At 60.6% G+C, this 23,049-nt stretch carries 17 protein-coding genes and 4 tRNA genes; 15 read left to right on the top strand and 6 right to left on the bottom strand.

Going from position 1 to position 23,049, the window contains the following annotated elements:
* Positions 1–106: 106 nt before the first annotated feature.
* From AB5Y84_RS11335 to AB5Y84_RS11350, 4 genes are all read left to right on the top strand, one after another.
* Positions 107–183, top strand: a tRNA-Met gene (locus AB5Y84_RS11335).
* Between the two features lie 10 nt (positions 184–193).
* A tRNA-Gln gene (locus tag AB5Y84_RS11340) sits at positions 194–268 on the top strand.
* Between the two features lie 39 nt (positions 269–307).
* Positions 308–384 (top strand) — tRNA-Met (locus AB5Y84_RS11345).
* 8 nt (positions 385–392) lie between these two features.
* A tRNA-Leu gene (locus tag AB5Y84_RS11350) sits at positions 393–476 on the top strand.
* A 219-nt stretch (positions 477–695) separates the two neighbouring features.
* Here AB5Y84_RS11350 and AB5Y84_RS11355 read toward each other — a convergent pair.
* Complete coding sequence (locus tag AB5Y84_RS11355; RefSeq protein WP_342401071.1) at positions 696–2,528, bottom strand: SLC13 family permease; 1,833 nt, start codon at positions 2,526–2,528, stop codon at positions 696–698.
* A 263-nt stretch (positions 2,529–2,791) separates the two neighbouring features.
* Between AB5Y84_RS11355 and pnuC the strand changes: the two genes are divergently transcribed.
* From pnuC to AB5Y84_RS11390, 7 genes are all read left to right on the top strand, one after another.
* On the top strand, positions 2,792–3,508 hold the full coding sequence (pnuC, locus tag AB5Y84_RS11360) for a nicotinamide riboside transporter PnuC (protein WP_236319162.1): 717 nt from the start codon (positions 2,792–2,794) through the stop codon (positions 3,506–3,508).
* A gap of 3 nt (positions 3,509–3,511) precedes the next feature.
* Positions 3,512–4,237, top strand: a complete 726-nt coding sequence (locus AB5Y84_RS11365; RefSeq protein ID WP_257725296.1) for a nucleoside phosphorylase — start codon at positions 3,512–3,514, stop codon at positions 4,235–4,237.
* Between the two features lie 105 nt (positions 4,238–4,342).
* Entirely contained in the window at positions 4,343–5,014 is a 672-nt protein-coding gene (locus AB5Y84_RS11370) for a Crp/Fnr family transcriptional regulator (RefSeq protein ID WP_257725295.1), read from the top strand.
* A gap of 42 nt (positions 5,015–5,056) precedes the next feature.
* On the top strand, positions 5,057–5,383 hold the full coding sequence (gene yqfB, locus AB5Y84_RS11375) for a N(4)-acetylcytidine aminohydrolase (protein ID WP_150995642.1): 327 nt from the start codon (positions 5,057–5,059) through the stop codon (positions 5,381–5,383).
* 87 nt (positions 5,384–5,470) lie between these two features.
* Positions 5,471–6,391, top strand: a complete 921-nt coding sequence (locus AB5Y84_RS11380; protein ID WP_257725294.1) for an alpha/beta hydrolase — start codon at positions 5,471–5,473, stop codon at positions 6,389–6,391.
* Between the two features lie 73 nt (positions 6,392–6,464).
* Complete coding sequence (locus AB5Y84_RS11385) at positions 6,465–7,214, top strand: DUF1266 domain-containing protein (RefSeq protein ID WP_257725293.1); 750 nt, start codon at positions 6,465–6,467, stop codon at positions 7,212–7,214.
* A gap of 3 nt (positions 7,215–7,217) precedes the next feature.
* Positions 7,218–9,989 carry a J domain-containing protein gene (locus AB5Y84_RS11390; RefSeq protein ID WP_368176962.1) on the top strand — a complete coding sequence of 924 codons (2,772 nt, stop codon included), beginning with the start codon at positions 7,218–7,220 and terminating at the stop codon, positions 9,987–9,989.
* On the opposite strand, the gene AB5Y84_RS11395 is transcribed toward AB5Y84_RS11390, so the two are convergent.
* On the bottom strand, positions 9,986–11,659 hold the full coding sequence (locus AB5Y84_RS11395) for an Hsp70 family protein (protein ID WP_368176963.1): 1,674 nt from the start codon (positions 11,657–11,659) through the stop codon (positions 9,986–9,988). The two genes, AB5Y84_RS11390 and AB5Y84_RS11395, sit on opposite strands and share 4 nt — an antisense overlap.
* A gap of 189 nt (positions 11,660–11,848) precedes the next feature.
* Here AB5Y84_RS11395 and AB5Y84_RS11400 point away from each other — a divergent pair, with 189 nt between their 5' ends.
* From AB5Y84_RS11400 to nifJ, 3 genes are all read left to right on the top strand, one after another.
* Positions 11,849–12,238, top strand: a complete 390-nt coding sequence (locus AB5Y84_RS11400; RefSeq protein WP_368176964.1) for a DUF1622 domain-containing protein — start codon at positions 11,849–11,851, stop codon at positions 12,236–12,238.
* 200 nt (positions 12,239–12,438) lie between these two features.
* The gene (locus tag AB5Y84_RS11405; protein WP_368176965.1) at positions 12,439–14,079 is read left to right on the top strand and encodes an alpha-glucosidase; all 1,641 of its coding nucleotides are present in this window, start codon (positions 12,439–12,441) and stop codon (positions 14,077–14,079) included.
* A 227-nt stretch (positions 14,080–14,306) separates the two neighbouring features.
* Positions 14,307–17,852, top strand: a complete 3,546-nt coding sequence (gene nifJ / locus AB5Y84_RS11410) for a pyruvate:ferredoxin (flavodoxin) oxidoreductase (RefSeq protein ID WP_368176966.1) — start codon at positions 14,307–14,309, stop codon at positions 17,850–17,852.
* A 111-nt stretch (positions 17,853–17,963) separates the two neighbouring features.
* Here the strand turns inward: nifJ and AB5Y84_RS11415 are convergent, their stop codons facing one another.
* A complete protein-coding gene (locus AB5Y84_RS11415; protein ID WP_368176967.1) occupies positions 17,964–19,340 on the bottom strand; it encodes an MDR family MFS transporter in 1,377 nt (458 codons plus the stop codon).
* A gap of 173 nt (positions 19,341–19,513) precedes the next feature.
* On the opposite strand from AB5Y84_RS11415, the gene AB5Y84_RS11420 reads away from it, so the two are divergent.
* Positions 19,514–20,116 (top strand): HAD family phosphatase, encoded by a 603-nt coding sequence (locus AB5Y84_RS11420; RefSeq protein WP_182963402.1) that lies wholly within the window; start codon positions 19,514–19,516, stop codon positions 20,114–20,116.
* 85 nt (positions 20,117–20,201) lie between these two features.
* Here the strand turns inward: AB5Y84_RS11420 and AB5Y84_RS11425 are convergent, their stop codons facing one another.
* The 3 genes from AB5Y84_RS11425 to astD form a co-directional block, all read right to left on the bottom strand.
* Positions 20,202–20,462 carry a hypothetical protein gene (locus AB5Y84_RS11425; protein WP_139410741.1) on the bottom strand — a complete coding sequence of 87 codons (261 nt, stop codon included), beginning with the start codon at positions 20,460–20,462 and terminating at the stop codon, positions 20,202–20,204.
* Positions 20,463–20,696: 234 nt separating this feature from the next.
* Positions 20,697–21,494, bottom strand: a complete 798-nt coding sequence (locus AB5Y84_RS11430; protein WP_368176968.1) for a DUF1338 domain-containing protein — start codon at positions 21,492–21,494, stop codon at positions 20,697–20,699.
* 59 nt (positions 21,495–21,553) lie between these two features.
* Positions 21,554–23,023 carry a succinylglutamate-semialdehyde dehydrogenase gene (gene astD / locus AB5Y84_RS11435; protein WP_368176969.1) on the bottom strand — a complete coding sequence of 490 codons (1,470 nt, stop codon included), beginning with the start codon at positions 23,021–23,023 and terminating at the stop codon, positions 21,554–21,556.
* Between the last annotated feature and the right edge of the window lie 26 nt (positions 23,024–23,049).

Raw genomic sequence — 23,049 nt, forward strand, 5'->3', positions numbered from 1 at the left:
CGCCAAGCGGTAAGGCAGCGGGTTTTGATCTCGCCATCCCTAGGTTCGAATCCTAGTACCCCAGCCATTTTTCTGTTCTCTTCCACATCAGTGGTTGATAACAAACGGCTATGTAGCTCAGTTGGTTAGAGCATCGCACTCATAATGCGGGGGTCACAGGTTCGAATCCCGTCATAGCCACCATTATTTCTGTTGGGGTATCGCCAAGCGGTAAGGCAGCGGGTTTTGATCTCGCCATCCCTAGGTTCGAATCCTAGTACCCCAGCCATTTTTCTGTTCTCTTCCACATCAGTGGTCGATAACAAACGGCTATGTAGCTCAGTTGGTTAGAGCATCGCACTCATAATGCGGGGGTCACAGGTTCGAATCCCGTCATAGCCACCATTAATATTGCGGAAGTGGCGAAATTGGTAGACGCACCAGATTTAGGTTCTGGCGCCCTAGGCGTGAGAGTTCGAGTCTCTCCTTCCGCACCATTAATAGCAGTACCAAACAGACCAGCTCACGCTGGTTTTTTTGTATCTGAAATTTGCCTCTCCCTAGTTTTTCTCTCGCTCCTCTATTTAACCAATCTCCACGTTAATTCCCGTCCACATCACTCTTCACTGATTCCGAGCACGCCTTGCCACTCTTGTCTCCCGGCCATAAAAAAGCGGCCCGCAGGCCGCTGGTGCACACATTCATCATCCCGGTTATCAGAACGGGAAGAACCAGGGGATCGCTACCACGCTCACCGCCATCACCAACAGGGTGAATGGCACCCCGATACGGATAAAATCGGCAAACTTGTAGTTGCCCGGCCCCAGTACCAGGGTATTGACCGGTGACGAGACCGGCGTCATAAAAGCGGCCGAGGCGGCGATGGCAATGGTCATGGCAAACGGATAGGGCGATACCCCCATCTGCTGGGCCGTGCCCAGCGCAATGGGCGCCATCAGCACTGCGGTGGCGGTGTTGGAGATAAAGAGCCCGATCACCGCGCAAAGGGCAAACAGGCTGGCCAGCATGACCCGCGGCCCCATCTCCCCTACCGCATTGATCAGACCACCGACGATCAGATCCACCCCGCCGGTTTTTTGCAGCGCCAGCGCAAAGGGGAGCATGCCGACGATGAGGATCAGGGTCGGCCAGTGGATCGACTTGTAGGCACTCTCCATGTCGATGCAGCGAAACTTGCCCATCAGCAGACAGGCGATCAGCGCCGCAATCACGTTGGGCACCGGATCGGTCACCATCAGCAGGATCATCACCCCGAGGCAGATAAGGGCATGGATCGCCTGACTGCGGGCGGGGGCCATCTCGTCCACTTCGGCGGGCAGCCCCATCAGCAGAAAGTCGCGGCTATGGGTCTGCAACTGTCTGATGTGGCTCCAGTTCCCTACCACCAGCAGGGTGTCCCCCATCTGCAGCGGCTCGTCCACCAGCTTGCCTGCCAGCGCTTCACCGTCGCGGCGCAGCCCCACCACGCTCAAACCATAGCTGGAGCGGAAGGTCACCTCACGCACGCTTTTACCCAGCAGCTTGGACTCTGGGATCAGCGACACCTCGGCCATCCCCACCTCCCGCGCCTGATCGGAGAAATACTCCCCGCGCAGGATCATCGGCTCGAGCCGCGCCTCGCTGCAAAACGCCCGCACATCCACCTCGGGGTCTGACATGTCGATCAGCAGCACATCCTTGGCCTGGAACTCACTGATCCCGGACACCGGCACCATCACCCGGCGAAACTTGCGCCAGCGCTCCACCCCGATGACGTGGGCACCATAACGGGCACGCAGTTGCAGCTCATCCAGGGTATGGCCAATCAGCGGGGAGTCCGGCCGCAGCGCCAGACGACGGGCCCGACCGGCCAATCGGTAGTCTCGGATCAGATCGCGCAGGGTGCGGCGCCCGGCCGGCTTGCCTTTGCCCTCTTCCCCTTCGCCCACCAAGGAGCCGCGCACCAGCAGCATGTAGAGGATGCCCAGCCCCAGGATCAGCACGCCCATGGGGGTGAAATCGAAGAACCCGAAACCATGTATGCCGTGGCGCATCAGCTCGCTGTTGACCACCATGTTGGGGGGCGTGGCCACCAGCGTCATCATGCCGCTGATCAGCCCGGCAAAACCGAGGGGCATCATCAGGCGACCGGCCGGGATCCCCATCCGGTTCGCCACACTCAGCACCACCGGGATAAAGATGGCCACCACTCCGGTGCTGCTCATCACAGCCCCCAGACTCGCCACCGCCACCATCAGCAGCACCAGCAGCTTGGTCTCGCTGCTACCCGCCACCTTCACCAATGCATCCCCCACCTGATAAGCGATGCCGGTACGCACCAGCCCCTCACCCACCACAAACAGGGCGGCAATCAGAATGACGTTGGGATCGCTAAAGCCCGCCAGCGCCTCTGGCAGGGTGAGGGTGCCGCTCAGCACAAACAGGATGACCACGCCCAAGGCGACCACGTCCATGCGCACCTTGTTGGTCATGAAGAGATAGATGGCGCCAGCCAGCAGACAGAGCACCCAGACAAGCTCGGAATTCAATGCAACCTCCTTTTATCACGTGATTCTCCTCCCGGAGAGTGGACTCTATCAGACCACAGCCATGGCGCTATCATCTTGCTACATATCAATAAAGTCCGGCCCGCCGGGGCCCCATAACCCATCACTGCTGGAATAACCGGGCAGCAGCGGCGATTTCTTTGATATGGGCCAAGCCCGGGGCGGACAAAAGTCCTGCCCCTCCTCCCCCTCACCCCTTAGAATGGCGCCCTCGCATACTAACCCTCATGCCCAAGGATCAGAAAATGAGCATATTCGAGCTGTTCAGCATCAATAACACGCTAGTGACCATACCGCTGGGTGGCGGCTATGCCATGTCATGGATTGAAGCCATCGGCACCCTGTTCGGGCTGGCCTGCATCTGGTTTGCCAGTCAGGAGAAAACCATCAACTACCTGTTTGGTCTGATCAACGTCAGCCTGTTTGCCATCATCTTCTTCCAGATCCAGCTCTACGGACTGTTGATGTTGCAGCTGTTCTTCTTCTGCGCCAACGTCTACGGCTGGTACGCCTGGACCCGCCCGGCCAACGATCAGGGGGATACCCTGCAGATCCGCTGGCTCAGCAAATCCAAGCTCATCGTCACTGCCGTGGTGAGCGTGCTGGCCATCGCTCTGCTGACCCGCTATATCGACCCGGTCTTCGCCACCCTGGCACGCACCTCGGTCTCCCTGCTCAACCTGTTTGGTGCCAACCTTGCCACCCCCGAGCCCTCCCCCGATGCCTTCCCCTTCTGGGATGCCAGCATGACGGTGCTCTCGGTGGTCGCCCAGATCCTGATGACCCGCAAATACGTGGAAAACTGGATCCTCTGGGTCGTCATCAACATCATCAGCATCGGTGTCTATGCCGCGCAGGGCGTCTACGCCATGTCGCTCGAATACCTGATCCTGCTGTTTATCGCCGCCAACGGCACCCGCCTCTGGGTGATTGCCGCCAAGCGCCAGCCACAAGGTCTGTAAGCCATGAGTCTGTTACCCCATCTCCAGTGCCGCCCCGACCAGATTGCCGAGCGGGTGGTGCTATGCGGCGACCCGGCCCGGGTCGATCGCATCGCCAGCCAGCTCGAGCAGTGTGAGGTGCTGGGGCAAAACCGGGAGTTTCGCCTCATCAACGGCCGCTATCAGGGGCTGCCCATCACGGTCTGCAGCACCGGCATCGGCGGCGCCTCGGCCATCATCGCGCTGGAAGAGCTGGTGCAAGCCGGCGCCCGCTCGCTCATTCGGGTCGGCTCCGCCGGTGCCCTGCAACACGACATCGGGCTGGGCGACCTTATCGTGGTAGAAGGCGCTGTGCGCAATGAGGGGGCCTCACAGGCCTATCTGCCCGCCGAGTACCCCGCCTGCGCCGATATCTGGCTGCAGGCCGCCTTGCTCAACCATGTGGCAACCGGCAGCCAGCCTCATTGGCACGGGCTGGTACGCTCCCACGACAGCTTCTATCGGGATGACGAGCAGGAGGTGTGCCGCTACTGGCATGCCCGTGGCGTGCTCGGCGCTGACATGGAGACTGCCTCCCTGCTGACGGTGGGTCGCCTGCGCAAGGTACGGGTCGCCGCCGTGCTCTGCAACGTGGTGCTGTTCGAGCAGGATGTGCAACAAGGGGTGGCGGATTACACCAGCGCCGAACAGGCGATGATGGCCGGTGAGCAGCAAGCCATCGCCGCCGCCCTCCACGCCCTGGTGCAATAATCCGCAAACCGTTACTCACGGCACATTCGACGGGAGGCGGGCTGGTATCCGGCCCGCACTCTTGCTAGCCTCATGGCCCTCGTCATCCGGTGCGACAGGCAAGTCATGCAGCAACAGCCCTACCCTCTCGGCCGTTTTCACGCCGAACTCCAGCAGCTTGAACCCCGCTTTGCCGCGGCGCTCGACACCTGCACCCTGTTTCTGCGCCGCTACCTGCCGGGCGAATTGATCATGCGGCAGGGGGAGCAGAGCGAGCAGCTCTATCTGGTCGAACATGGCCGGGTCTCCCTCAACAGCACGGTACACTCTGGCCGCCGCTTCCAGCTCGGCGAGATTGAGTGTCATAGCCAGATCTTCGGTGAGATGGAGTTCTTCAGCGCCACCCCGGTGCAGTGGAACGTGGTGGCCGAGACCGAGCTGGACGCCCGGGTCATCTGCGCCCACAAGCTGGCCCAGCGGCTGCTGGCCGAACCCGAGCTGACCCTCTTTTTCGCCGCCGCACTTGCCAGCGACTATCTCGATACCCTGGAGATCACCACCAGCCGGCTGCTCCACCCCATTGCCTACAACATCGCCTATGAGCTGTGGCGAGAACGCCAGCGCACCCCCATGCTGGGGTCACGCAAGCGGGCCCATGAGGCGGCGCGCTTCGGCACCACCGAGCGGGTCTATCGCCGCGCCCTCAAGGAGCTGGTCGAACAGGGCATAGTTGCCGACGGCAGCAATGGCCCCGTTATCGCCGATCTGGCCAGGCTGCGCGCCTATCTCGATCTTTGATTTCCATTCACCTCATTTCGATTCACCCAGCCAGGAGTCACCATGTCTGCCCATCCCTATCCCGAATTCACCTTCTTCAGCCGCTTCGTTGCCGATATTCAGGCGGGCCGCAAGACCATCACCATCCGCGACGAAAGCGAGGCCAACTGGCAACCCGGCCAGCGGCTGGCGCTGTTCACCAACCCGGAGCACCAGCCCTTTGGCACCATAGAGGTACTCTCGGTCAAGGCGGTCGCCTTCGATGAACTGAACGACGAGCACGCCCGTCAGGAGAACATGACCCTCCCCGAGCTCAAACAGGTGATCCGCGACATCTACCCCGCTCTGCCACCGCTCTATGTGATTGAATTCGTGCTGATTGAAGCCTGATTTTGTGAGCTGCCTCAGCTAACGCCGGTTGCGCTCTTTGGCTAAAAGCGCAAAATGACTGTTTTTATATACAGTCATTGGTGCGTTATGGATACACAACTTGAACCGGCCATTGCGGCCATGTTGGCAGAGTTCATTGCAGCAGGCCGCCCCAAGGCGAGCAGCCTGAGCTGGCAGGAGCGGCGTGAAGGCTATCTTGCTTCAGCCATATTGGGTGGTGAACAGGAGGAGGTTGGCGCTGTCGAAGAGTGGCAAAACGGCCATTATTCCGTTCGCCTTTATCAGCCAGCGTCCACCTCAAGTGCAAGCCGTCCGGCCCTGATCTACTTTCATGGCGGCTGTTTTGTCAGCGGTGAGTTCGACACTCACGACCGCCAGATGCGCATGCTCTGCAATCGCGCCGAAGCACTGGTGTTCGCGGTACATACCCGCCTTGCCCCTGAACATACCTATCCTGCAGCACATGACGATGCACTGTCAGCCACGCTCGCCATCATGGCCGATGTGGAGAAATGGCATGGGGATCCGGCAAGGATTGCCCTTGCGGGCGACAGTGCTGGCGGCCACCTAGCCCTGATCACCACCTTGCGACTCAAGGAGCGAGGCGCCCCCTTGCCTGCTGCCCAACTGCTCATCTATCCGATGCTCGATGCTGCTGGCGACAGTGACAGCTATCGGCAGTTAGGGGATGACTACCTCATCACCCGCGACATGCTGTTAAGCGGTTTTCACGCCTATCTGGGGGAGCAGCCCGTCACTCACCCCGAAGCCAGTCCGCTCCATCATCCCGCCCTGTCAGGATTGCCGCCGACCCATATCGTAACGGCGGAATATGATCCGCTGCGCGATGAGGGGGAAGCCTTCTATCGCAAACTGCTGCAAGCCGGTGTCACGGCTACCTGTCAGCGGCAACTGGGTGTTATACACGGCTTCTTCCAACTGGCCGGAGTCAGCCCCGCTGCGCGTCAGCTCATTGAACAACTCTCCGACTGGTTGCGTAACCAGTAACAGAGGATCAATTGCATCCATTTTCGCACGCCTTTATAGTTACCAGCTGACTCAAATGCCCCCCGGTGAAATCATGTTAGATAGTGCCAATCTTGCCCCACACGAACGATGGTGGCTGACTTTAACCTCCCCACAGATCGCCTTCCAGACCGAGTGGCGCGAGTATCTCAAACCCACCTCCCTGCGAGATGGCCTGGAGGAGAGGAATGCACTCGCCGACGACTGGGGCATTGAGAATCGCCTCGACTTGCACCGGCAAGTCCGTCAGCTGGCCTTTGGCGACTGTCACGGGCATCTCATGCTTGAGGAGTACGCCGCCTTTCACTGCCTGCAACCGAGCCAATGGCAAGCCATGCGAGAGCGTGCGACCTCGCCGCGTCACCGCGCCTCACTCGACTTCGTAGCTCGTACCGCCCCCTATATCGGCCCTCATGGTGTGCAGGCATGGGACTATGGGCGCGCCTCGTACCTCACCCGGGAGGGGCTGCGTTTTGGCTGGGTCAGCGAGGAGGAGTTCGGCTTTATCCACAACCATCTCGCCCACCAGGCTCGTCGGCGTTACCACTCCTGGGCACAGTACACCCAGGCCTGGTATGCCGGCCGCTGCCTATGGAAATTCAGTCATGAAGAGGGGGAGCCGGAGCAAGCCGCCCAGGCTCTGCTACACGGCTGGATTGCAAGGGATATGAGGACAATGCTGGCCGATGCGCTCAGGGATAAGGAGAACCCAATCCACGGACAAAGCTGGTACGAGGTCCCCCTACCCGACATAGAACAACCCCAAAGCCTCATTGACCTCTTCAACAGCGATCCACAGGAATAAAACATGGATATCTGGCAACGTCTCGGTCTTCAAGAGACCAACGATCTGGCCGCCATCAAGCGCGCCTATCATATCAAATTGCGTGACTGCCACCCGGAAGACGATCCCGAAGGCTTCCGCCTGCTGCGCGAGGCTTATGAAGAGGCCAGCCAGCCGCGTCCAGCCATGAGTGACGCCTCGAAGCCACAGACCGAGCTGGTTCGTCCGGCCGACGCCGCTGAACTGACCGCCCTGCTTGAACTGCTTGGGGATGCCAGTCGGCGATTTGTAATGACCGAATGGGATAAGTGGCAGACATCACTGCAGTCACTTTCGCTGGTTCAGCAGAGCCGGCTGTCGGACGAAGTGCTGCAACACATCTTCCAATGGCAATGGTTGCCAGCACCGGTGATCGAGCGTCTCTGGCAAGCGCTCGACTGGGCGTCACTACTGCGTCTTACCGGCGACATGCAAAAGAAGGGGGAATTTCTCGACTGGTGGCGTCAGGCGCCGCTGGCAGCCCCTCTGGAGTGGCTTGCCACCCTGGACCATGCCCGTCAACGCGCCGTGTTGGCCTTCTATCAGCCACTGCTGCTATCGCTCGAGGCAGGTGATCGCAACAGCGTGTTAGGGCTCATCTATCACTCAGCCCTCCCCATCGTCGGTGACCACCCGGATCTGCTCCGGCTGCAGTTGCGCGCGCTCCATGCCGCCGGTACTGACGGTGATCCCACCCACCGTCTTGCGCTCACACTTGCTCTGCTGGAGCAGGATCACCTCAGTGAAGATGACTGGCACCTGCTCTCCGACGCCAGCCTGCGCTGCGGCAAGGAACAGCTGGTGATGCAGGTCGCCGAGGCACTGGAAGAGCAGGAATACGAGGCGCTGCTCGCCAATCACCTTATCCAGTGGCATCTAGACAGCGATCAGGAGCTGTCCCGCTGGCTGCAGGCATTCGCCACAGCCCAGAAGTGGCCAACCTCACGCAGCGCCTATTGGGAACCCCAGTGGCTGATGCTGCCCTGGCAGCAGCCGGACCCGGTGGAAGAGTGGCTGCACGACCAGATGCTGGGGTTTGACAATATGCCGCTCACCGCCCTGGCGCTGGACGCGCTACCCGGCACACGTGGTGCCCTGGCACGCCTCTGGTGGCACAGCGAATATGGCACCTGGCAGGCACTGGAAGCAGCACTGACACAACCCGAGCTGGCCGAGGCCGAGGGCGGCTGGCGGTACCTCGCACACCTGCTGCAACGCCACGCTCGCCGCAAACTGGCCGAGCGGCCAGCACTGCCCCTGCTTGACGCACTGCTTGCCCGCTATGGCAGCGATGACTGGCTGAGTATCGCGCCCCCCAGTGCCGAGCAGATTGCCTGCGCCACGCCGGAGCAGTGGCTCGATTGCCTGCGCCGCTATCCGCTGCTGCCTGACTCCTGGTTCAAAGCAATCGCCCAGCGCGCAAGCAATGAAGGATGGGATGAGCGGATGATGCTGGGGATGCATCTGGGCGCTCGTCTCTCTCATCAACGCTTCTATAGCGATACGGCGCTCGCTGATGCCTGGCATGGCGAGAGCTGGCCAGGCTGTTTTCGCTGGGCGCAATTCTACTATGCCAAACCCTGGACGCCGAAACAGCATCTCGACGCCATTCGCCAGTCGGTGGGCTCACTGCCAACCAGTCAGGAGGACACACCGCTCTCCACCCTCCTGCGTCTCTGTGCCCAACCCACCCTATACCAAGCTGCCATCATGGACGCCTGCGCCCGCTGGCCGCACCAGTACGTGTTGTCGCTGGAACTGCGCAACCAGGCAGAACTTCTTAAACACTCTGATGTCAGCGACGAGGTGCTTCTCGAACGAGCCCGCTTGAACGAACTACCCGCACTGGCAGCCCTGATCGATCGACGACTGGATAACGAACCGGATCTGGCCTGCACCATTGTGCTGTGGAACCTGCTGCTCAGCCACAAGGCAAGCAATGAGTCCTATGGCTATATTTTGACGCCACTGCGCGAACGGCTCGAAAAACTGCGCCAGGCACAGGGATTAGCATTGGAAGTCTACCCCTATGCCGAAGAGTCACTAATTTACGCTTACCTGCAACAGGACCCTGACAATATCACCACGCTGGAAGAACTTGAGAAACACCGCCCGAACGAAGCGGCAGCCAGGTTTGTCTATCCCGTTTGTTATGCCCTGGCCATGCTGGCTCATGATTTTGGCAGAAATGGCTTTCAGGCCCGTCAACTAGACCCGCTTTACAAGCAACCGGATGGCCTCACGCCAGCCCAGCAGGAGGTGCGATCTCTGGTACAGAGCTATCTGGAGGACAAGCTCAACGCCCAACTTGAACATGACAGGGCACACGCCAAAAAGCGTTTCAGGCTACAAAGCGGTTCACAGCTGATGTTCGTCAGCATATTGTCCGCCATCCTGCCCTACTTCGCGTTTCCATTGGAACCATCCCTGCGCGAAGTCCTCGCCTCCGGCTCCCCCAACTGGGTGGAATATTATTCCCTCGGTCTGGATATGGCAGCGATGCTGTTCATGAACCTCTATCTGATGTGGCATATCTGCCGGGCTCAGACACGTCCGCGCACCAGTCGGAACTATCTGGTCTGGAGTCTGATCTGGCTAGCCATCGCGTTCTACATCAATAACGCCTGGCTGGCGGTCCCCCTGTGGCTCGGCCACCTAGTCATGAGCAGTCAGCTAAGGCCGGGCGCACTGCGCCGTGGCTGGCCCAGGGAGTTCTACAAACAGGGCCGAATGTCGCTGAGCGACATTCTCGACTAGTGCAACTGCTTGAGCAGAGCGTTCATCTCTTCTCGAAATGAGCGGATCAGCTGCGGGTCCTGGCCAGCCAGGACCCGTTCAAATTGCAGCAGCCACTGCTCTATCTGACGCCGCTCGTCACCGATGCTCTCTTCATAGAGTTGCTGTAATCGCTCGCTCAGGGTCAGATTGGGCAACGCATCGCGCGGATGTTGCTTGAGACGGGCCAGACGCTCTCGACTCTCGTGCTTACCCTCTTCGGTCACGCCAGTCGGACTTCTGTCTATTACCTTCTGGAACTGCTCACCCGAATTCACCAGGGTAACGTCCACCTCCAGCATGCCGTTGATGTCATAACTGAAACGCACATCCACTTCCTGAATGCCCTTGCCGGTCGGCAACGGGATCTCGAGATCGTCCACATGCAGGTTGTCGCGCACCCAGAAGCGCTCCCCCTGATAGATGCTGATGCACACAGCACTCTGTTGTTCGTGACCACTGCGGTAACGCTCCACTCGTGAAGCTGGTACAACTGTATTGCGCTCGAGGATGGGACTAAAGATGCCGTGCTGGTCACCCTGGCTGACAGCGATGCCCAGCGTGAAAGGACAAACGTCTGTCATGATGAGTTCTTCAACCGCACTGTCACGCAAACGGCAGGCAGCCTGGATAGCAGCGCCCATGGCGACCACCCGATCCGGATCCAGCTCGTGGCGGCCAAAGCGACCAAGCAGACGCACCGCCATTTGTTGCACCTCGCTCTGACGGCTCGCTCCACCGACAAAGATCAGCTCATCCACCTCCTCGGGCCGAAGGCGCGCATCGGAGAGCGCCTGACTCAATGGTTTACGTAACCGGGTGAGGGTATCGCGCCAGATCTCGGTCAGCTCGCTTTCGGATAAACTGAATTTCCGGTTCCACTCTGCACCAAGCTCGACATCAAGGCCGCTACCACTGCGATGACGTTTAGCCCGCTCGCAAGACAAATAAACTTGCCCGAGTTGGGAGAGCGTCAGTTCACCGCGATCGGTGTTGAGCCTGCTAAGCACCGCATCGACCAAATCTTGGGTAAAGTCCTCGCCACCGAGCCGATTGTCTCCCGCCGAGGCTCGCACCTCCATGATGCCATCCTGATACTCCACCACGGTCACATCGAAGGTCCCCCCGCCCAAATCAAACACCAGAAAACGGCGGCTGTGCTGCTCATGCAGGCTGTAAGCCATGGCGGCTGCCGTCGGCTCGTTGATAAGGCGCACCGCATCAAGCCCGGCCAACTCGGCCGCCAGTCGCACCTGCTTGCGCTGCTGATCGCCAAAGTAGGCTGGCACCGAGATAACCACCTCGCGCACAGGGTGGCCGAGCCACGCCTCGGCATCCGACTTCAGGCTCCCCAGTACCAATGCACAGAGCTCGGTCGGTGTGTACTGCTCCTTGCCCAGTCGATAACGCCGCTCACTACCCAGAAAACGCTTGAAGTGAGACGCTGTATTGGCCGGGTCCGTCAGCAGGCGGGTAGCAGCAGCCTGACCCACCAACAGGGTGTTGTCCTCACTAATGCTGACAATCGACGGCGTCAGATCCTCGCCATGGGCATTGGGTATGAGTTGAGCCTGGCCCTCACGCCATACTGCGATCGCGCTGTTGGTTGTCCCCAGATCAATGCCAATGGCTGGGTTCTGCGTCTGCGTCATGAAAATGCCTCTTCACCTTTTAACTACATGAAAGAGCAAGGATTGTGCTGTGCATACAAAAAGTGGTCAAGTGGAGCCCAACGTTAGATCATCAGCTCATTTCACCCACAAGCATTAAGTGGCTTCAATTTGGCCTTTGCCGAGCGATGTGTTAATAGTGTCCTCTTTTGAATCAGGGAGGTGACCCGAGTGTTTGAGATAGCGAGCCTGAAAGAGGGGATGATGCTCGGGGTCGAGCTGTTCCAGCTGCTGCTGGAGATCATCTCCATCGCCTGTGTGGTCATTGGCCTCTTTAAAACTCTCTGGCTGGCGGCGCGGGTGCGGGATCACCAGCCCGGCTTTCCGCGCATTCGTCTCTGCTTTGGCAGCTGGCTCATTCTGGCGCTGGAGTTCCAGCTCGCCGCTGACATCCTGGCCACCACGGTCGCGCCAAGCAAGGAGGAGCTGATCCGCCTCGCCATCATCGCGGTGATCCGCACCTTCCTGAACTACTTCCTCGGCAAGGAGCTGGAAGCACAAGCGGAGCGCCAACAAGAGAAGGCAGAACGCCAGCAGGAGCAGGCCAAGGCCGCTCAATAGCCTGTATCGCTGCGGTGCATCAGCGCTAAGTGCCGTGTCATCCCGACCACAGCCGTGGCCCGGGATGGCACCTTTGTGACCCTCCCCGCACTTTTGGCAATCAGCCAACAATGGAACCCTTTTCAAGGTTTCCCCTGCCCTGTTGACTGCCTGCTCATCTGGGTAAGATAGAAAATCTCCTCCCCCAACCGGCCAAGCTGATGAACCCGCAACCCCTCCACACGCCCGATATCGACCTCGATAGCTGCGTCATCTACCAGATCTACCCCATGAGTTTTCAGGACAGCGATGGCGACGGCATGGGCGATATCAACGGCATCCGTCAGCGCCTCGACTATCTGGCCACCCTCGGGGTCGATATGCTCTGGCTTACCCCCATCTATCGCTCCCCCAAGCGGGACAACGGCTACGACGTGGCGGACTACCGTGCCATCGACCCCGCCTTCGGCACCCTGACCGAGATGGAGCTGCTGATAGCCGAAGCGGCCACCCACGGCATCGGCATCATGATGGATATCGTCGCCAACCACACCTCCACCGAGCACGAGTGGTTTATGAAGGCACTGGCCGGGGATCCCCGTTATCAGAGTTATTACGTGTTTCGCGACCAGGCCTTCGTTGACGCCCACCCCATCACCTCGATTTTTGGCGGCTGCGGCTGGCAGTATGTGCCAACCCTTGATCGCTACTACCTGCACAACTTCGATCCCAGTCAGGCCGATCTGGACTGGGACAACCCGGCGGTGCGTGCCGAAATGGCAGAGGTGCTCAACTTCTGGCTGGGCAAAGGGATCAAGGGGTTTCGCTTCGATGTGATCGATATGGTGAGCAAAGAGTGGGACCGACTGGCCATGAGCAACGGTCCGCACCTGCACGACTATATCCGCGAGCTCAATGCCGCGAGCTTCGGCGGCAAGGGGATCATTACGGTGGGGGAGACCTGGGGAGCCGATCTCGCCCATATGCAGAACTATTCGAACCACGATGGCAGCGAGTTCAGCATGGTGTTCAACTTCGAGCATCTGGGGCTCGGCAGTGACAAGTGGTCATCCCGCTTCGATCCCCTCGCCTTCAAACGGGCCATGGCCCGCCACCAGCAAGGGCTGCACGGTCAGGGCTGGAACAGCCTGTTTCTCGGCAACCACGACCTGCCCCGCGCCGTATCACGCTTTGGCGATGACAGGCCAGAGTGGCGTGAAACCAGCGCCAGGCTATGGGCCATGGTGCTGCACATGATGCAGGGCACCCCCTTCATCTATCAGGGGGAGGAGCTCGCCATGACCAACCGCCACTGGCAGCCGGGCGAGCTGCGCGATGTGGAGGCCATCAACTACCGCGCCAGCCAGTCAGGGCTGGATCCTGCCGAGCTGAGTCGGCGGCTCGATGCCATCGGCCGCGACAACGCCCGCACCCCGATGCAGTGGAACGCTGGCCTCCACGCCGGTTTCAGCACGGCCACACCCTGGATCGCCCTCAATGCCAACCACGTCGAGATTAATGCTGACGAACAGCTGACCCGTCCCGACTCGCCGTTTCACTGCTATCGCCAGCTTATAGCCCTGCGCAAGGCTCACCCTGTCGTTCGCCGCGGCAATTTCGAACTGCTGGATGGGGATGACCCCGAGCGCATCGGCTACCGCCGCCACTGGCAGGATCCGGCAAGCGGAGATCGGCACACCCTGCTGCTGCTCGCCAATCTCACGGCCAATCCCTTGACGATGCCCCACTTCGACAAGGTGACAGACGAGATGCGGTTGCTGCTGGCCAATTACCCAAACGAACCGCTGCCACTCTTCGCCCCTTATCAGTGCGCCATCTGGCTGCAAGTGGAGCGGGGTTAACCCCGTGCTAACGGGCCATGTCAATGGCCCGTCAATCGCCCCCGCCGGTTATCAGCAGAAAATCACGCCCCCACACGGCGGGATTAAATTAACCACTACTACTGACTTATTAATTGATTATTTATCCCGTTTGATACGCTCTTATTGCCCCTCTTACTATGCCTGCGACCTATCCATTGCCGATGCAACTATCGGCCTTCAAACTGGCATAGCAAAGTGGAAAACAGATGATCACCACAGACGGGAATAACGCAGTCGCCTCGGTGGCGTACCGCACCAGCGAAGTCATCGCCATCTACCCCATCACCCCCAGCTCGGCCATGGCTGAGCAGTCGTCGGCCTGGTCGAGCGAGCGAGGCAAGAACCTCTGGGGGGATGTACCTCGGGTTGTCGAGATGCAGTCGGAAGGGGGCGCCATCGCCGCCGTCCACGGCGCCCTGCAGACCGGCGCGCTGGCGACCTCGTTTACCTCGTCGCAGGGTTTGCTGCTGATGATCCCCAACCTCTACAAGCTGGCGGGTCAGCTCATCCCCTTCGTGCTGCATGTGGCGGCGCGCACCGTGGCGACCCATGCGCTATCGATCTTTGGCGATCACTCGGACGTGATGGCGGTGCGCCAGACCGGCTGTGCCATGCTCTGTGCCAGCAATGTGCAGGAGGCGCAGGACTTTGCCCTGATCTCCCAGATAGCGAGCCTCAACAGCCGCCTCCCCTTTATCCACTTCTTCGACGGCTTTCGTACCTCTCACGAGATCGCCAAGATAGCGCCGCTCGCTGACGACACCCTGCGTGCCCTGCTACCCGCAGATGCCATCCGTGCCCATCGCGACCGAGCGCTCACCCCCGACAAACCGGTCATTCGCGGCACCGCAGCCAACCCGGACACCTACTTCCAGTGCCGGGAGGCGAGCAACCCCTGGTATGACGCCGCCTATGGCCATGTGAGCGATGCAATGCAGGCTTTTGGCAAGCAGACCGGCCGCCACTACCGACCGTTTGAATATGTCGGCCACCCGCAGGCGGAGCGGATTGTGGTGCTAATGGGCTCGGCGATTGGCACCTGTGAAGAGGTGATCGAGCGCCTGCTGGCCCAAGGGGAGAAGGTAGGTCTGGTGAAGGTACGGCTGTTCCGCCCCTTCTCGGCCGGGCACCTGTTGGCCGCGATTCCGGAGAGTGCCCGCGCCATTGCCGTGCTGGATCGCACCAAGGAGCCGGGCGCACAGGCCGAGCCCCTCTATCTCGACGTGATGACGGCGCTGGCCGAAGCGGTCAGCCGGGGCGAGCGGGCAAGCCTGCCGCGGGTCATCGGCGGTCGCTACGGCCTCTCCTCCAAGGAGTTCGGCCCCGCCTGCGCGCTGGCGGTGTTTGCCGAACTGGCGCAGGAGAACCCGCGTCCGCGCTTTACCGTCGGCATCTTCGATGACATCACAGGTCTCTCACTGCCGCTGCCCGCGCTGAATTCGCAAAGCCCCATCCACGGCCAGCAACACAAGCTGGAGGCGCTCTTCTACGGCCTTGGCAGCGATGGCACCGTCTCGGCGGCCAAGAACAGCATCAAGATCCTCGGCAACCACACCGGCCTCTATCCGCAGGGCTATTTCGTCTACGACTCCAAGAAGGCGGGCGGCCTCACCGTCTCTCACCTGCGGGTGGGCGAGCGGCCGCTGCAATCGGCCTATCTGGTGGAAGAGGCGGACTTTATCGGCTGCCATCAGTGGCAGTTTGTCGACAAGTACCGGATGACGGAGCGCTTGAAAGCGGGCGGCATCTTCCTGCTTAACACCCCCTACAGCGAAGCGGAGATCTGGCAACGGCTACCCAGCGAGGTACAGCACGCCCTGCGCGAGAAAGAGGCGCGCTTCTACATCATCAACGCCGCCAAAATTGCCCGCGACTGCCAACTTGGTAACCGCATCAATACCGTGATGCAGATGGCCTTCTTCCAGCTCAGCGCCATCATTCCCCCCGCAGAGGCCACCAGCCTGCTGAAGCAGGCCATCGCCACCAGCTATGGCAGCAAGGGGCAGACACTAGTCGAGCGCAACTGGCAGGCACTGGAGGCAACCTGCGCCGCCCTGACCCGGGTGCAACTTGGCGAGCAGGATCCCGCCAGCCGCCCCCGCCCACCGGTGGTTTCGACCAAGGCCCCCGACTTTGTCCAGACCGTCACCGCCGCCATGCTGGCGGGACTGGGTGACAGCCTGCCGGTTTCCGCCTTCCCGCCGGATGGCACCTGGCCGGTCGGCACCACCCGCTGGGAGAAGCGCAATATCGCCAAGGAGATCCCCATCTGGGAGGCGGAGCTCTGTACCCAGTGCAACTACTGCGTCGCCGCCTGTCCCCACTCGGCCATTCGCGCCAAGGTGGTAGAACCGGATGCGCTGGCCGCAGCTCCCGCCACTCTGGATGCGCTGGATGTGAAATCCCGTGACATGCGCGGCCAGCAGTACGTGCTGCAGGTGGCGCCGGAGGATTGCACCGGCTGCAACCTCTGCGTAGAGGTGTGCCCGGCCAAGGATCGCAGCAACCCGGATCGCAAGGCGATCAATATGGCTTCACGCCTCGATCACCTCGACGAGCAGAAGGCCAACTACGACTTCTTCCTCGACCTGCCAGAGCGCAGCGCCGAGCAGCTGGAGCGCATCGACATCCGCACCTCCCAGCTCATCTCGCCGCTGTTTGAATACTCGGGCGCCTGCTCCGGTTGTGGCGAGACCCCCTACATCAAGCTGCTGACCCAGCTCTATGGCGATCGGCTGCTGATTGCCAACGCCACCGGCTGCTCGTCCATTTATGGCGGCAACCTGCCTACCACCCCCTACACCACCAACGCCGACGGGCGCGGGCCGGCATGGGCCAACTCGCTGTTTGAAGACAACGCCGAGTTCGGACTGGGCTTCCGTCTCACCGTCGATCAGCACAGGGAGCGGGTACGCCGTCTGCTGGCAAGCCTGGGCGACACCATTCCGACAGCGCTGCGCGAGGCGCTCGGCGATGCCACCCTGCCGGTTTCCGAGCAGCGGGCCCATATCCAGCAGTTGCGAGCGCTGCTGCAGGAGAGCCAGACTCCGGAGGCCCATGAACTGGCTCGCGATGCGGACTATCTGGTGGAAAAATCGGTCTGGCTCATCGGCGGCGATGGCTGGGCCTACGACATCGGCTTTGGCGGGCTCGACCATGTGCTGAGTCTGGGGGAGAACATCAATGTGCTGGTGCTCGATACCCAGTGCTACTCCAACACCGGCGGCCAGCAGTCGAAGGCGACGCCACTCGGGGCCATCACCAAGTTTGGCGAGCAGGGCAAGCGCAAGGCGCGCAAGGATCTCGGGGCCAGCGTAATGATGTATGGCCACGTCTATGTGGCGCAGATCTCCCTCGGCGCCCAGATGAACCAGACAGTGAAGGCGATTCAGGAGGCGGAAGCCTACCCGGGGCCGTCGCTCATCATCGCCTACAGCCCCTGCGAGGAGCATGGCTACGACATGGCCGAGAGCCATGAGCAGATGAAACAGCTGACCGCCACCGGCTTCTGGCCCCTCTACCGCTTCGATCCGCGCCGCGCTGACGAGGGCAAACTGCCGCTGGCGCTCGACTCGCGGGCACCCAATACCTCACTGGCCGAGACCTTGCGCCACGAGCCCCGCTTCCAGCGGCTGGAGCGCCAGCTGCCTGAGGTGGCCAGCCAGCTCTATGAAGAGGCAGAGCAGGAGGCTAATCGCCGCTTCGCCTGGCTGAGCCAGCTGGCAGGCAAGGAGAGTCCGGCGCAGGAGTAACTCGCGCATGGCTTGATGGCAACAGCCACGCTATTCGCCAAATAACAATCAGGGCTCCCCGCGGGGAGCCCTGATGCTAGCTATGGTGAGCTAATGTCGGCACAGGCCAAATCAGGCGCTGATGGATGCCAACTCGTGGCGCTTCAACGCCAGCAATGTGATGAGCAGCGCCAGCGTGGCTATCAGTGCCATGCCGATATAGGTTGCGCTGAAGCCCGGGGCCAGCAGATCGGGGGCGAGCCGGCTCAGATCGCCATCGCTGCCGGCTGGCAGGCGGAAATGAAACAGCATGGAGCAGATGGCCACGCCAACGGCACCGCCAAGCTCCCGCCCGAAGTTGAACAGCGACATGCCGATGCCGCGATCTTCCCGTGGCAGGGCATTTTGTACCACCACCGAGAGGGCGGGCAGCACCAGACCGAGACCAATACCGGCAAACCCGAGGGCCAGCTTGACCCAGGCATCGAAGTGGATCTGCCACAGAGCCACCGCCGCGAGGCCAAACCCCACCGCAACAAAGCTCTTGTAGTGACCGGTACGGCCAATCAGCTTGCCGCCGATAAAGGCGCCGGCGGTAATGCAGATCATGAAGATCACCATGCTCATCCCGCTCTCGCTGGCGCTCAACCCCTTCTGCCACTGCATCTGCAACGGCAGATAGACCAGCACGGCAAACATCAGCAACTGGGAGAGCATCACCAGCAGCACGCTCACCAGATAACCGGGCAGCCGTGCCAGATGGGCAGGCAGAATGGGGTCGTGGGCACGCCGCTCAATCAGAATCAGCAGCAGCAATGCAACGCCCAGCGCCGCCGAAAGCCAGACGGCGGGCAGCGCCGCTTCCGGCGAGAGCAGCAACAGGGTGAGCGTAGTGACGGTAATCAGCAGACCCGCCCCCTTCCAATCGAAGCGACTGTGGCGACGCACGTTGAGCTGCTTGAGGTTGCGGTTGATGAGAAAGACAGCCAGCGCTCCGAGCGGCAGATTGATCCAGAAGATCCAGCGCCAGCTGAGCTGCTCGGTGAAGTAGCCGCCGAGCAAGGGGCCGGCGATGCTGGAGACCGCATAGACCGCTGAGATGTAGCCCTGATACTTGCCCACCTCACGTGGCGGTATGGTGTCGGCAATCACGGTAAACGCGAGGGCAATCAGGCCGCCGCCCCCCAGCCCTTGCAGCACCCGCGCTGCCAGCAAGGTCGGCAGATCCTGAGAGAGCGCACAGGCCACCGAGCCCGCCAGAAACAGGCCGATGCCGATATTGAGCATCCGCACCCGACCAAAGAGATCGCTCAGCTTGCCATAGAGGGGCAGCACGGCGGTAGCCGCCAGCAGATAGGCGGTCACCACCCAGGTGAGGGCGGCACCGGCGTGCAGCTCGGCGCCAATCATGGGCAGCGGGGTGGTAACTATGCTCTTTTCCAGTGAACCGAGCGCGATCACCAGCGCCACACTGGAGAAGATGGTTTTGGGGGATATTTTCGAGGTCATAAGCGGACTCGCAGATCTGATATGCCAAAGTATCCGGCAATGAACGGATTATTGTCTCACAAATCAGCAAGAGATAGAAAAAACGGCGGCCACAATCTGCCCAACCATGAGGCCGATCCCACAAAACGCCGACCGTTTCTGCTAGCCTGCTCTATTTGATTCAAGGAGCCCCCATGAGCGAGCGTGAGCAGTACGGGTTTGATCACTACGATGCCCTGATTTTCGATATGGATGGCACTTTGGTAGATTCCATGCCCCTTCATCTGGATGCCTGGGAGCTTACCTGCGCCGAATTCGGCATCCCCTTCGAGCGGGATCAGCTCTATCAGTATGGCGGCATTCCCACCCGCAAGATCATCGCCATGCTGGCCGAGCAGCAGGGGCTGACGGTGGATGTCGAGGCTTTTACCCGTCGCAAGATTGCCCTCTATATGGAACATATCGACAAGGTCAGCGTCTTTCCCAAGATGTGGGAGCTGGTCAGGCACTATCACGGCAAGGTCAAGATGGGGATTGGCACCGGCTCACCGCGCAATCAGGCGGACTCCATCCTGAAAAGTACCGGGCTCGATGCCTATATCTCTGTGGTGGTGAGCGCCGATGATGTCACCAACCACAAGCCGCACCCTGATACCTTCTTGCAGGTGGCCGAACTGCTCGGCGCCAATCCCGCCAACTGTCTGGTGTTTGAAGATACCCGGATCGGGCTTGAGGCAGGCAAGGCGGCAGGGATGGATACCGTGCTGGTCATCGAAGGTGACCTACACCCGCGCTAAACGGCTCAGGGGCAAGCAGGCAAACCGATAAAATGGTGCCATCACAGTGGCACCATTTTTTATTCAGGTGAGCATGGCGGTAGCGTCAGTGCCCGGACAGAGTTGCGATCACCGCCGGAATGGTGGCAACCGTCAGACAAAGGGCGTTGGCCTGCGCCTCATCCTGTAGTGCCTGATGAGTGCGAAGCAACTCAAGGGCTTCGGCAGGGGTATCTGCAAAGGTGGGGGCGGCGATGGCGGCAAATCCCTGTTCGACCAGTTGACGACGCTCATCGCTATAGCTGGGTGCATTGGCATCTAGATAGGTAAGCGCCTGACCCTGCTTGAAAAAGTGATAGTTAGGCATCGATTGGCCCCGCAAAAATAAAGCGCCATTCTACTCCTTTTTGCTCCGCCGCCAGCGTCAATCTGTGTCGTATCAAGTGATCTCGTTCACATTTTTATCAACAAATTCTCACCTGTTGGGCGCCGTCCAAATCCCCTCTTCACGCGGCGTCAGACAACACCCGATACCGTCACTCTGCGCCAAACAAAACGCCTCCACAAAGGAGGCGTTGCGACTGAAACAGGGTGGCTCCCGTTACATGGCATTCGTCGATTCGAAGATCTTGTCGGCCGAGGCCTCGACAAAGCCCGGATAGAGCACCCCATCGGCCTGCGGATAGCGCAGGGCAAACTCGTAGAAGCAGCTCGGGATGGTACGCACCCCATCGCTGAACGGCACCTCGGCTTTGTCCGCCATGGTGGAGGATTGCTCCAGCATCACCTGCGGGTCCCCTTTCACCTCGCCACCCACGCTGTTGAGCACGAAACCCGCCGCCTTGAGCGCCGCATTGACCTGATAGATGGTGTCGAAATCCTTCAACTTGTTGATATTGACCGTGAAGTGGTTAGCACGATAGCCCCATGCTGCCATCCATGCCGCGTACTCGCTCTCCGCCAGCAGAGTCTGATAATCGGCATAGGAGACCTGCCAGGGGGCACCGGTGTAGAGAAATGCCGGGGTATCGGTCAGATGAGCGGGCACCTGATCCGCCAGCTTGTGGATGATGGCCTGCGCCGCTGGGGAGAGCTCTTCCACCTTCAGCTCGCTGATAAACACCTTGGGAGCGTCCGGATCCTGATGCTCGAAGTGCTTGGCGTAGAGCTTCTTGGCCTTGAAAACGTACTCGCCCTTCTGCTCGTAACCGAGCGCCAGGAAGTGGGCTGCCAGCTTCTCCAGCCCCAGCTTGGGCAGGTTGTAGGTACGAAACGCCACGTGATCGTTGACGATGGGCTCGCCGCCACCCAGCAGGGTGTGCACCTTGAGGGCGCTCGGGGTCACCTTGATGTAGTTGTCCCACAGATGGCTGAACAGGGTGTCGATATCCTTTTGCATCTCTCTTTCCTTTGATTGCGGGTACAGATGGGGGCACCGCTGGATGCCCCGTGTCGTTATTAGAAGCGCAGGCCGGGCGACAGTTGATCCGGCATGGCAGCCTTGCTGTCTTCAACGGAGGCAACTGGGTAAGCACAGTAATCAGCCGCGTAGTAGGCGCTCGCTCTGTGGTTGCCGGAAGCACCGATACCACCAAACGGCGCGGCACTGGAGGCGCCGGTGATGGGTTTGTTCCAGTTGACGATACCGGCGCGGATCCGCTTGAAGAAATGGTGCCAGTCCGCCTCCTTGTCCCCCAACAGACCGGCCGAGAGACCGTAGCGGGTGGCGTTGCCCTGATCGATGGCGGCATCGAAATCATCATAGCGAATGAGTTGCAGCAGCGGGCCGAAGTACTCTTCGTCCGGCAGCGCGCTCACTGAGGTCACGTCGATAATGCCCGGGGAGACAAAGCCTGTGCCCGCTTCCAGGTGCTTGAGGGTAAGCAGGCTTTCGCCACCCAGCTGTTGCAGGTTGGCTTGCGCCTCGACCATGCCGAGGGCCGCCTTCTCGCTTATCATCGAGCCCATGAACGGCTGTTCGGCGGCGTCATAGAGGCCGACCTTGATCTGGCTGACCACCTCGACCAGTCGCTTGACCAGGGCATCGCCCCGCTCGCCGCGCTCGACAAACAGACGGCGGGAGCAGGTGCAGCGCTGACCGGAAGTGATGAACGCCGACTGGATGATGGCATGCACCGCACCGTCGATGTCGCTCACATCTTTCACGATCAGCGGGTTGTTGCCGCCCATCTCGAGGGCCAGAATTTTGCCCGGCTGACCGGCAAACTGCTGATGGAGGAAATGACCGGTGCGAGACGAGCCGGTAAAGAAGAGGCCGTCGATATCGGGGTTGCCAGCCAGCGCCTTGCCGGTCTCGACCTCCCCTTGCACCAGATTGAGCACCCCCTTGGGCAATCCGGCCTGCTGCCACACCTTGACCATGGCTTCGGCCACCATGGGGGTCAGCTCGGAGGGTTTGAACACCACGGCGTTACCCGCAATCAGCGCCGGGACTATATGACCGTTGGGCAGATGACCCGGGAAGTTGTAGGGGCCGAACACCGCCACCACACCGTGGGGCTTGTGACGGACAAACGCCTTGGCGCCCGGCATGGCATTTTCAACGGTGCCGGTACGCTCGTCGTGCGCCCGGATGGAGATGGCAATCTTGCCCTGCATGGCGGCTACTTCGGTACGGGTCTCCCACAGCGGTTTGCCTGTTTCGCGGGCGATAGTCAGGGCCAGCGCCTCTTTCTGCTCGCCGAGCAGGTCGGCATAACGACGCACTATAGTCAGGCGATCCTCAAGGCTCATGTCCGCCCAGTGGTAAAAGGCGGCACGGGCGGCCTTGACGGCGGCATCCACTTGCGCCGCGCTGGCGGCAGCCCCCTGCCAGATCACCTCGTTCTTGGCCGGATCGGTTGACTCGAACGGCTTGCCTTCACCGGCAAGCCACTGACCGTCGATAAATTGCACTAACTGGCTCATCCATTCACTCCCTGTCGCTGGCAGGC

This window comes from Aeromonas sp. s11, assembly GCF_040907945.1.
Taxonomy (GTDB): domain Bacteria; phylum Pseudomonadota; class Gammaproteobacteria; order Enterobacterales; family Aeromonadaceae; genus Aeromonas; species Aeromonas veronii.

What these genes read in the sequence shown, in the direction of transcription:
- AB5Y84_RS11395 (WP_368176963.1), bottom strand. Translation starts at nt 11,659, where the DNA reads ATGACGCAGACGCAGAACCCAGCCATTGGCATTGATCTGGGGACAACC.
- AB5Y84_RS11420 (WP_182963402.1), top strand. Translation starts at nt 19,514, where the DNA reads ATGAGCGAGCGTGAGCAGTACGGGTTTGATCACTACGATGCCCTGATT.
- AB5Y84_RS11430 (WP_368176968.1), bottom strand. Translation starts at nt 21,494, where the DNA reads ATGCAAAAGGATATCGACACCCTGTTCAGCCATCTGTGGGACAACTAC.
- pnuC (WP_236319162.1), top strand. Translation starts at nt 2,792, where the DNA reads ATGAGCATATTCGAGCTGTTCAGCATCAATAACACGCTAGTGACCATA.
- AB5Y84_RS11370 (WP_257725295.1), top strand. Translation starts at nt 4,343, where the DNA reads ATGCAGCAACAGCCCTACCCTCTCGGCCGTTTTCACGCCGAACTCCAG.
- AB5Y84_RS11415 (WP_368176967.1), bottom strand. Translation starts at nt 19,340, where the DNA reads ATGACCTCGAAAATATCCCCCAAAACCATCTTCTCCAGTGTGGCGCTG.
- AB5Y84_RS11365 (WP_257725296.1), top strand. Translation starts at nt 3,512, where the DNA reads ATGAGTCTGTTACCCCATCTCCAGTGCCGCCCCGACCAGATTGCCGAG.
- AB5Y84_RS11425 (WP_139410741.1), bottom strand. Translation starts at nt 20,462, where the DNA reads ATGCCTAACTATCACTTTTTCAAGCAGGGTCAGGCGCTTACCTATCTA.
- AB5Y84_RS11405 (WP_368176965.1), top strand. Translation starts at nt 12,439, where the DNA reads ATGAACCCGCAACCCCTCCACACGCCCGATATCGACCTCGATAGCTGC.
- AB5Y84_RS11380 (WP_257725294.1), top strand. Translation starts at nt 5,471, where the DNA reads ATGGATACACAACTTGAACCGGCCATTGCGGCCATGTTGGCAGAGTTC.
- yqfB (WP_150995642.1), top strand. Translation starts at nt 5,057, where the DNA reads ATGTCTGCCCATCCCTATCCCGAATTCACCTTCTTCAGCCGCTTCGTT.
- AB5Y84_RS11385 (WP_257725293.1), top strand. Translation starts at nt 6,465, where the DNA reads ATGTTAGATAGTGCCAATCTTGCCCCACACGAACGATGGTGGCTGACT.
- nifJ (WP_368176966.1), top strand. Translation starts at nt 14,307, where the DNA reads ATGATCACCACAGACGGGAATAACGCAGTCGCCTCGGTGGCGTACCGC.
- astD (WP_368176969.1), bottom strand. Translation starts at nt 23,023, where the DNA reads ATGAGCCAGTTAGTGCAATTTATCGACGGTCAGTGGCTTGCCGGTGAA.
- AB5Y84_RS11390 (WP_368176962.1), top strand. Translation starts at nt 7,218, where the DNA reads ATGGATATCTGGCAACGTCTCGGTCTTCAAGAGACCAACGATCTGGCC.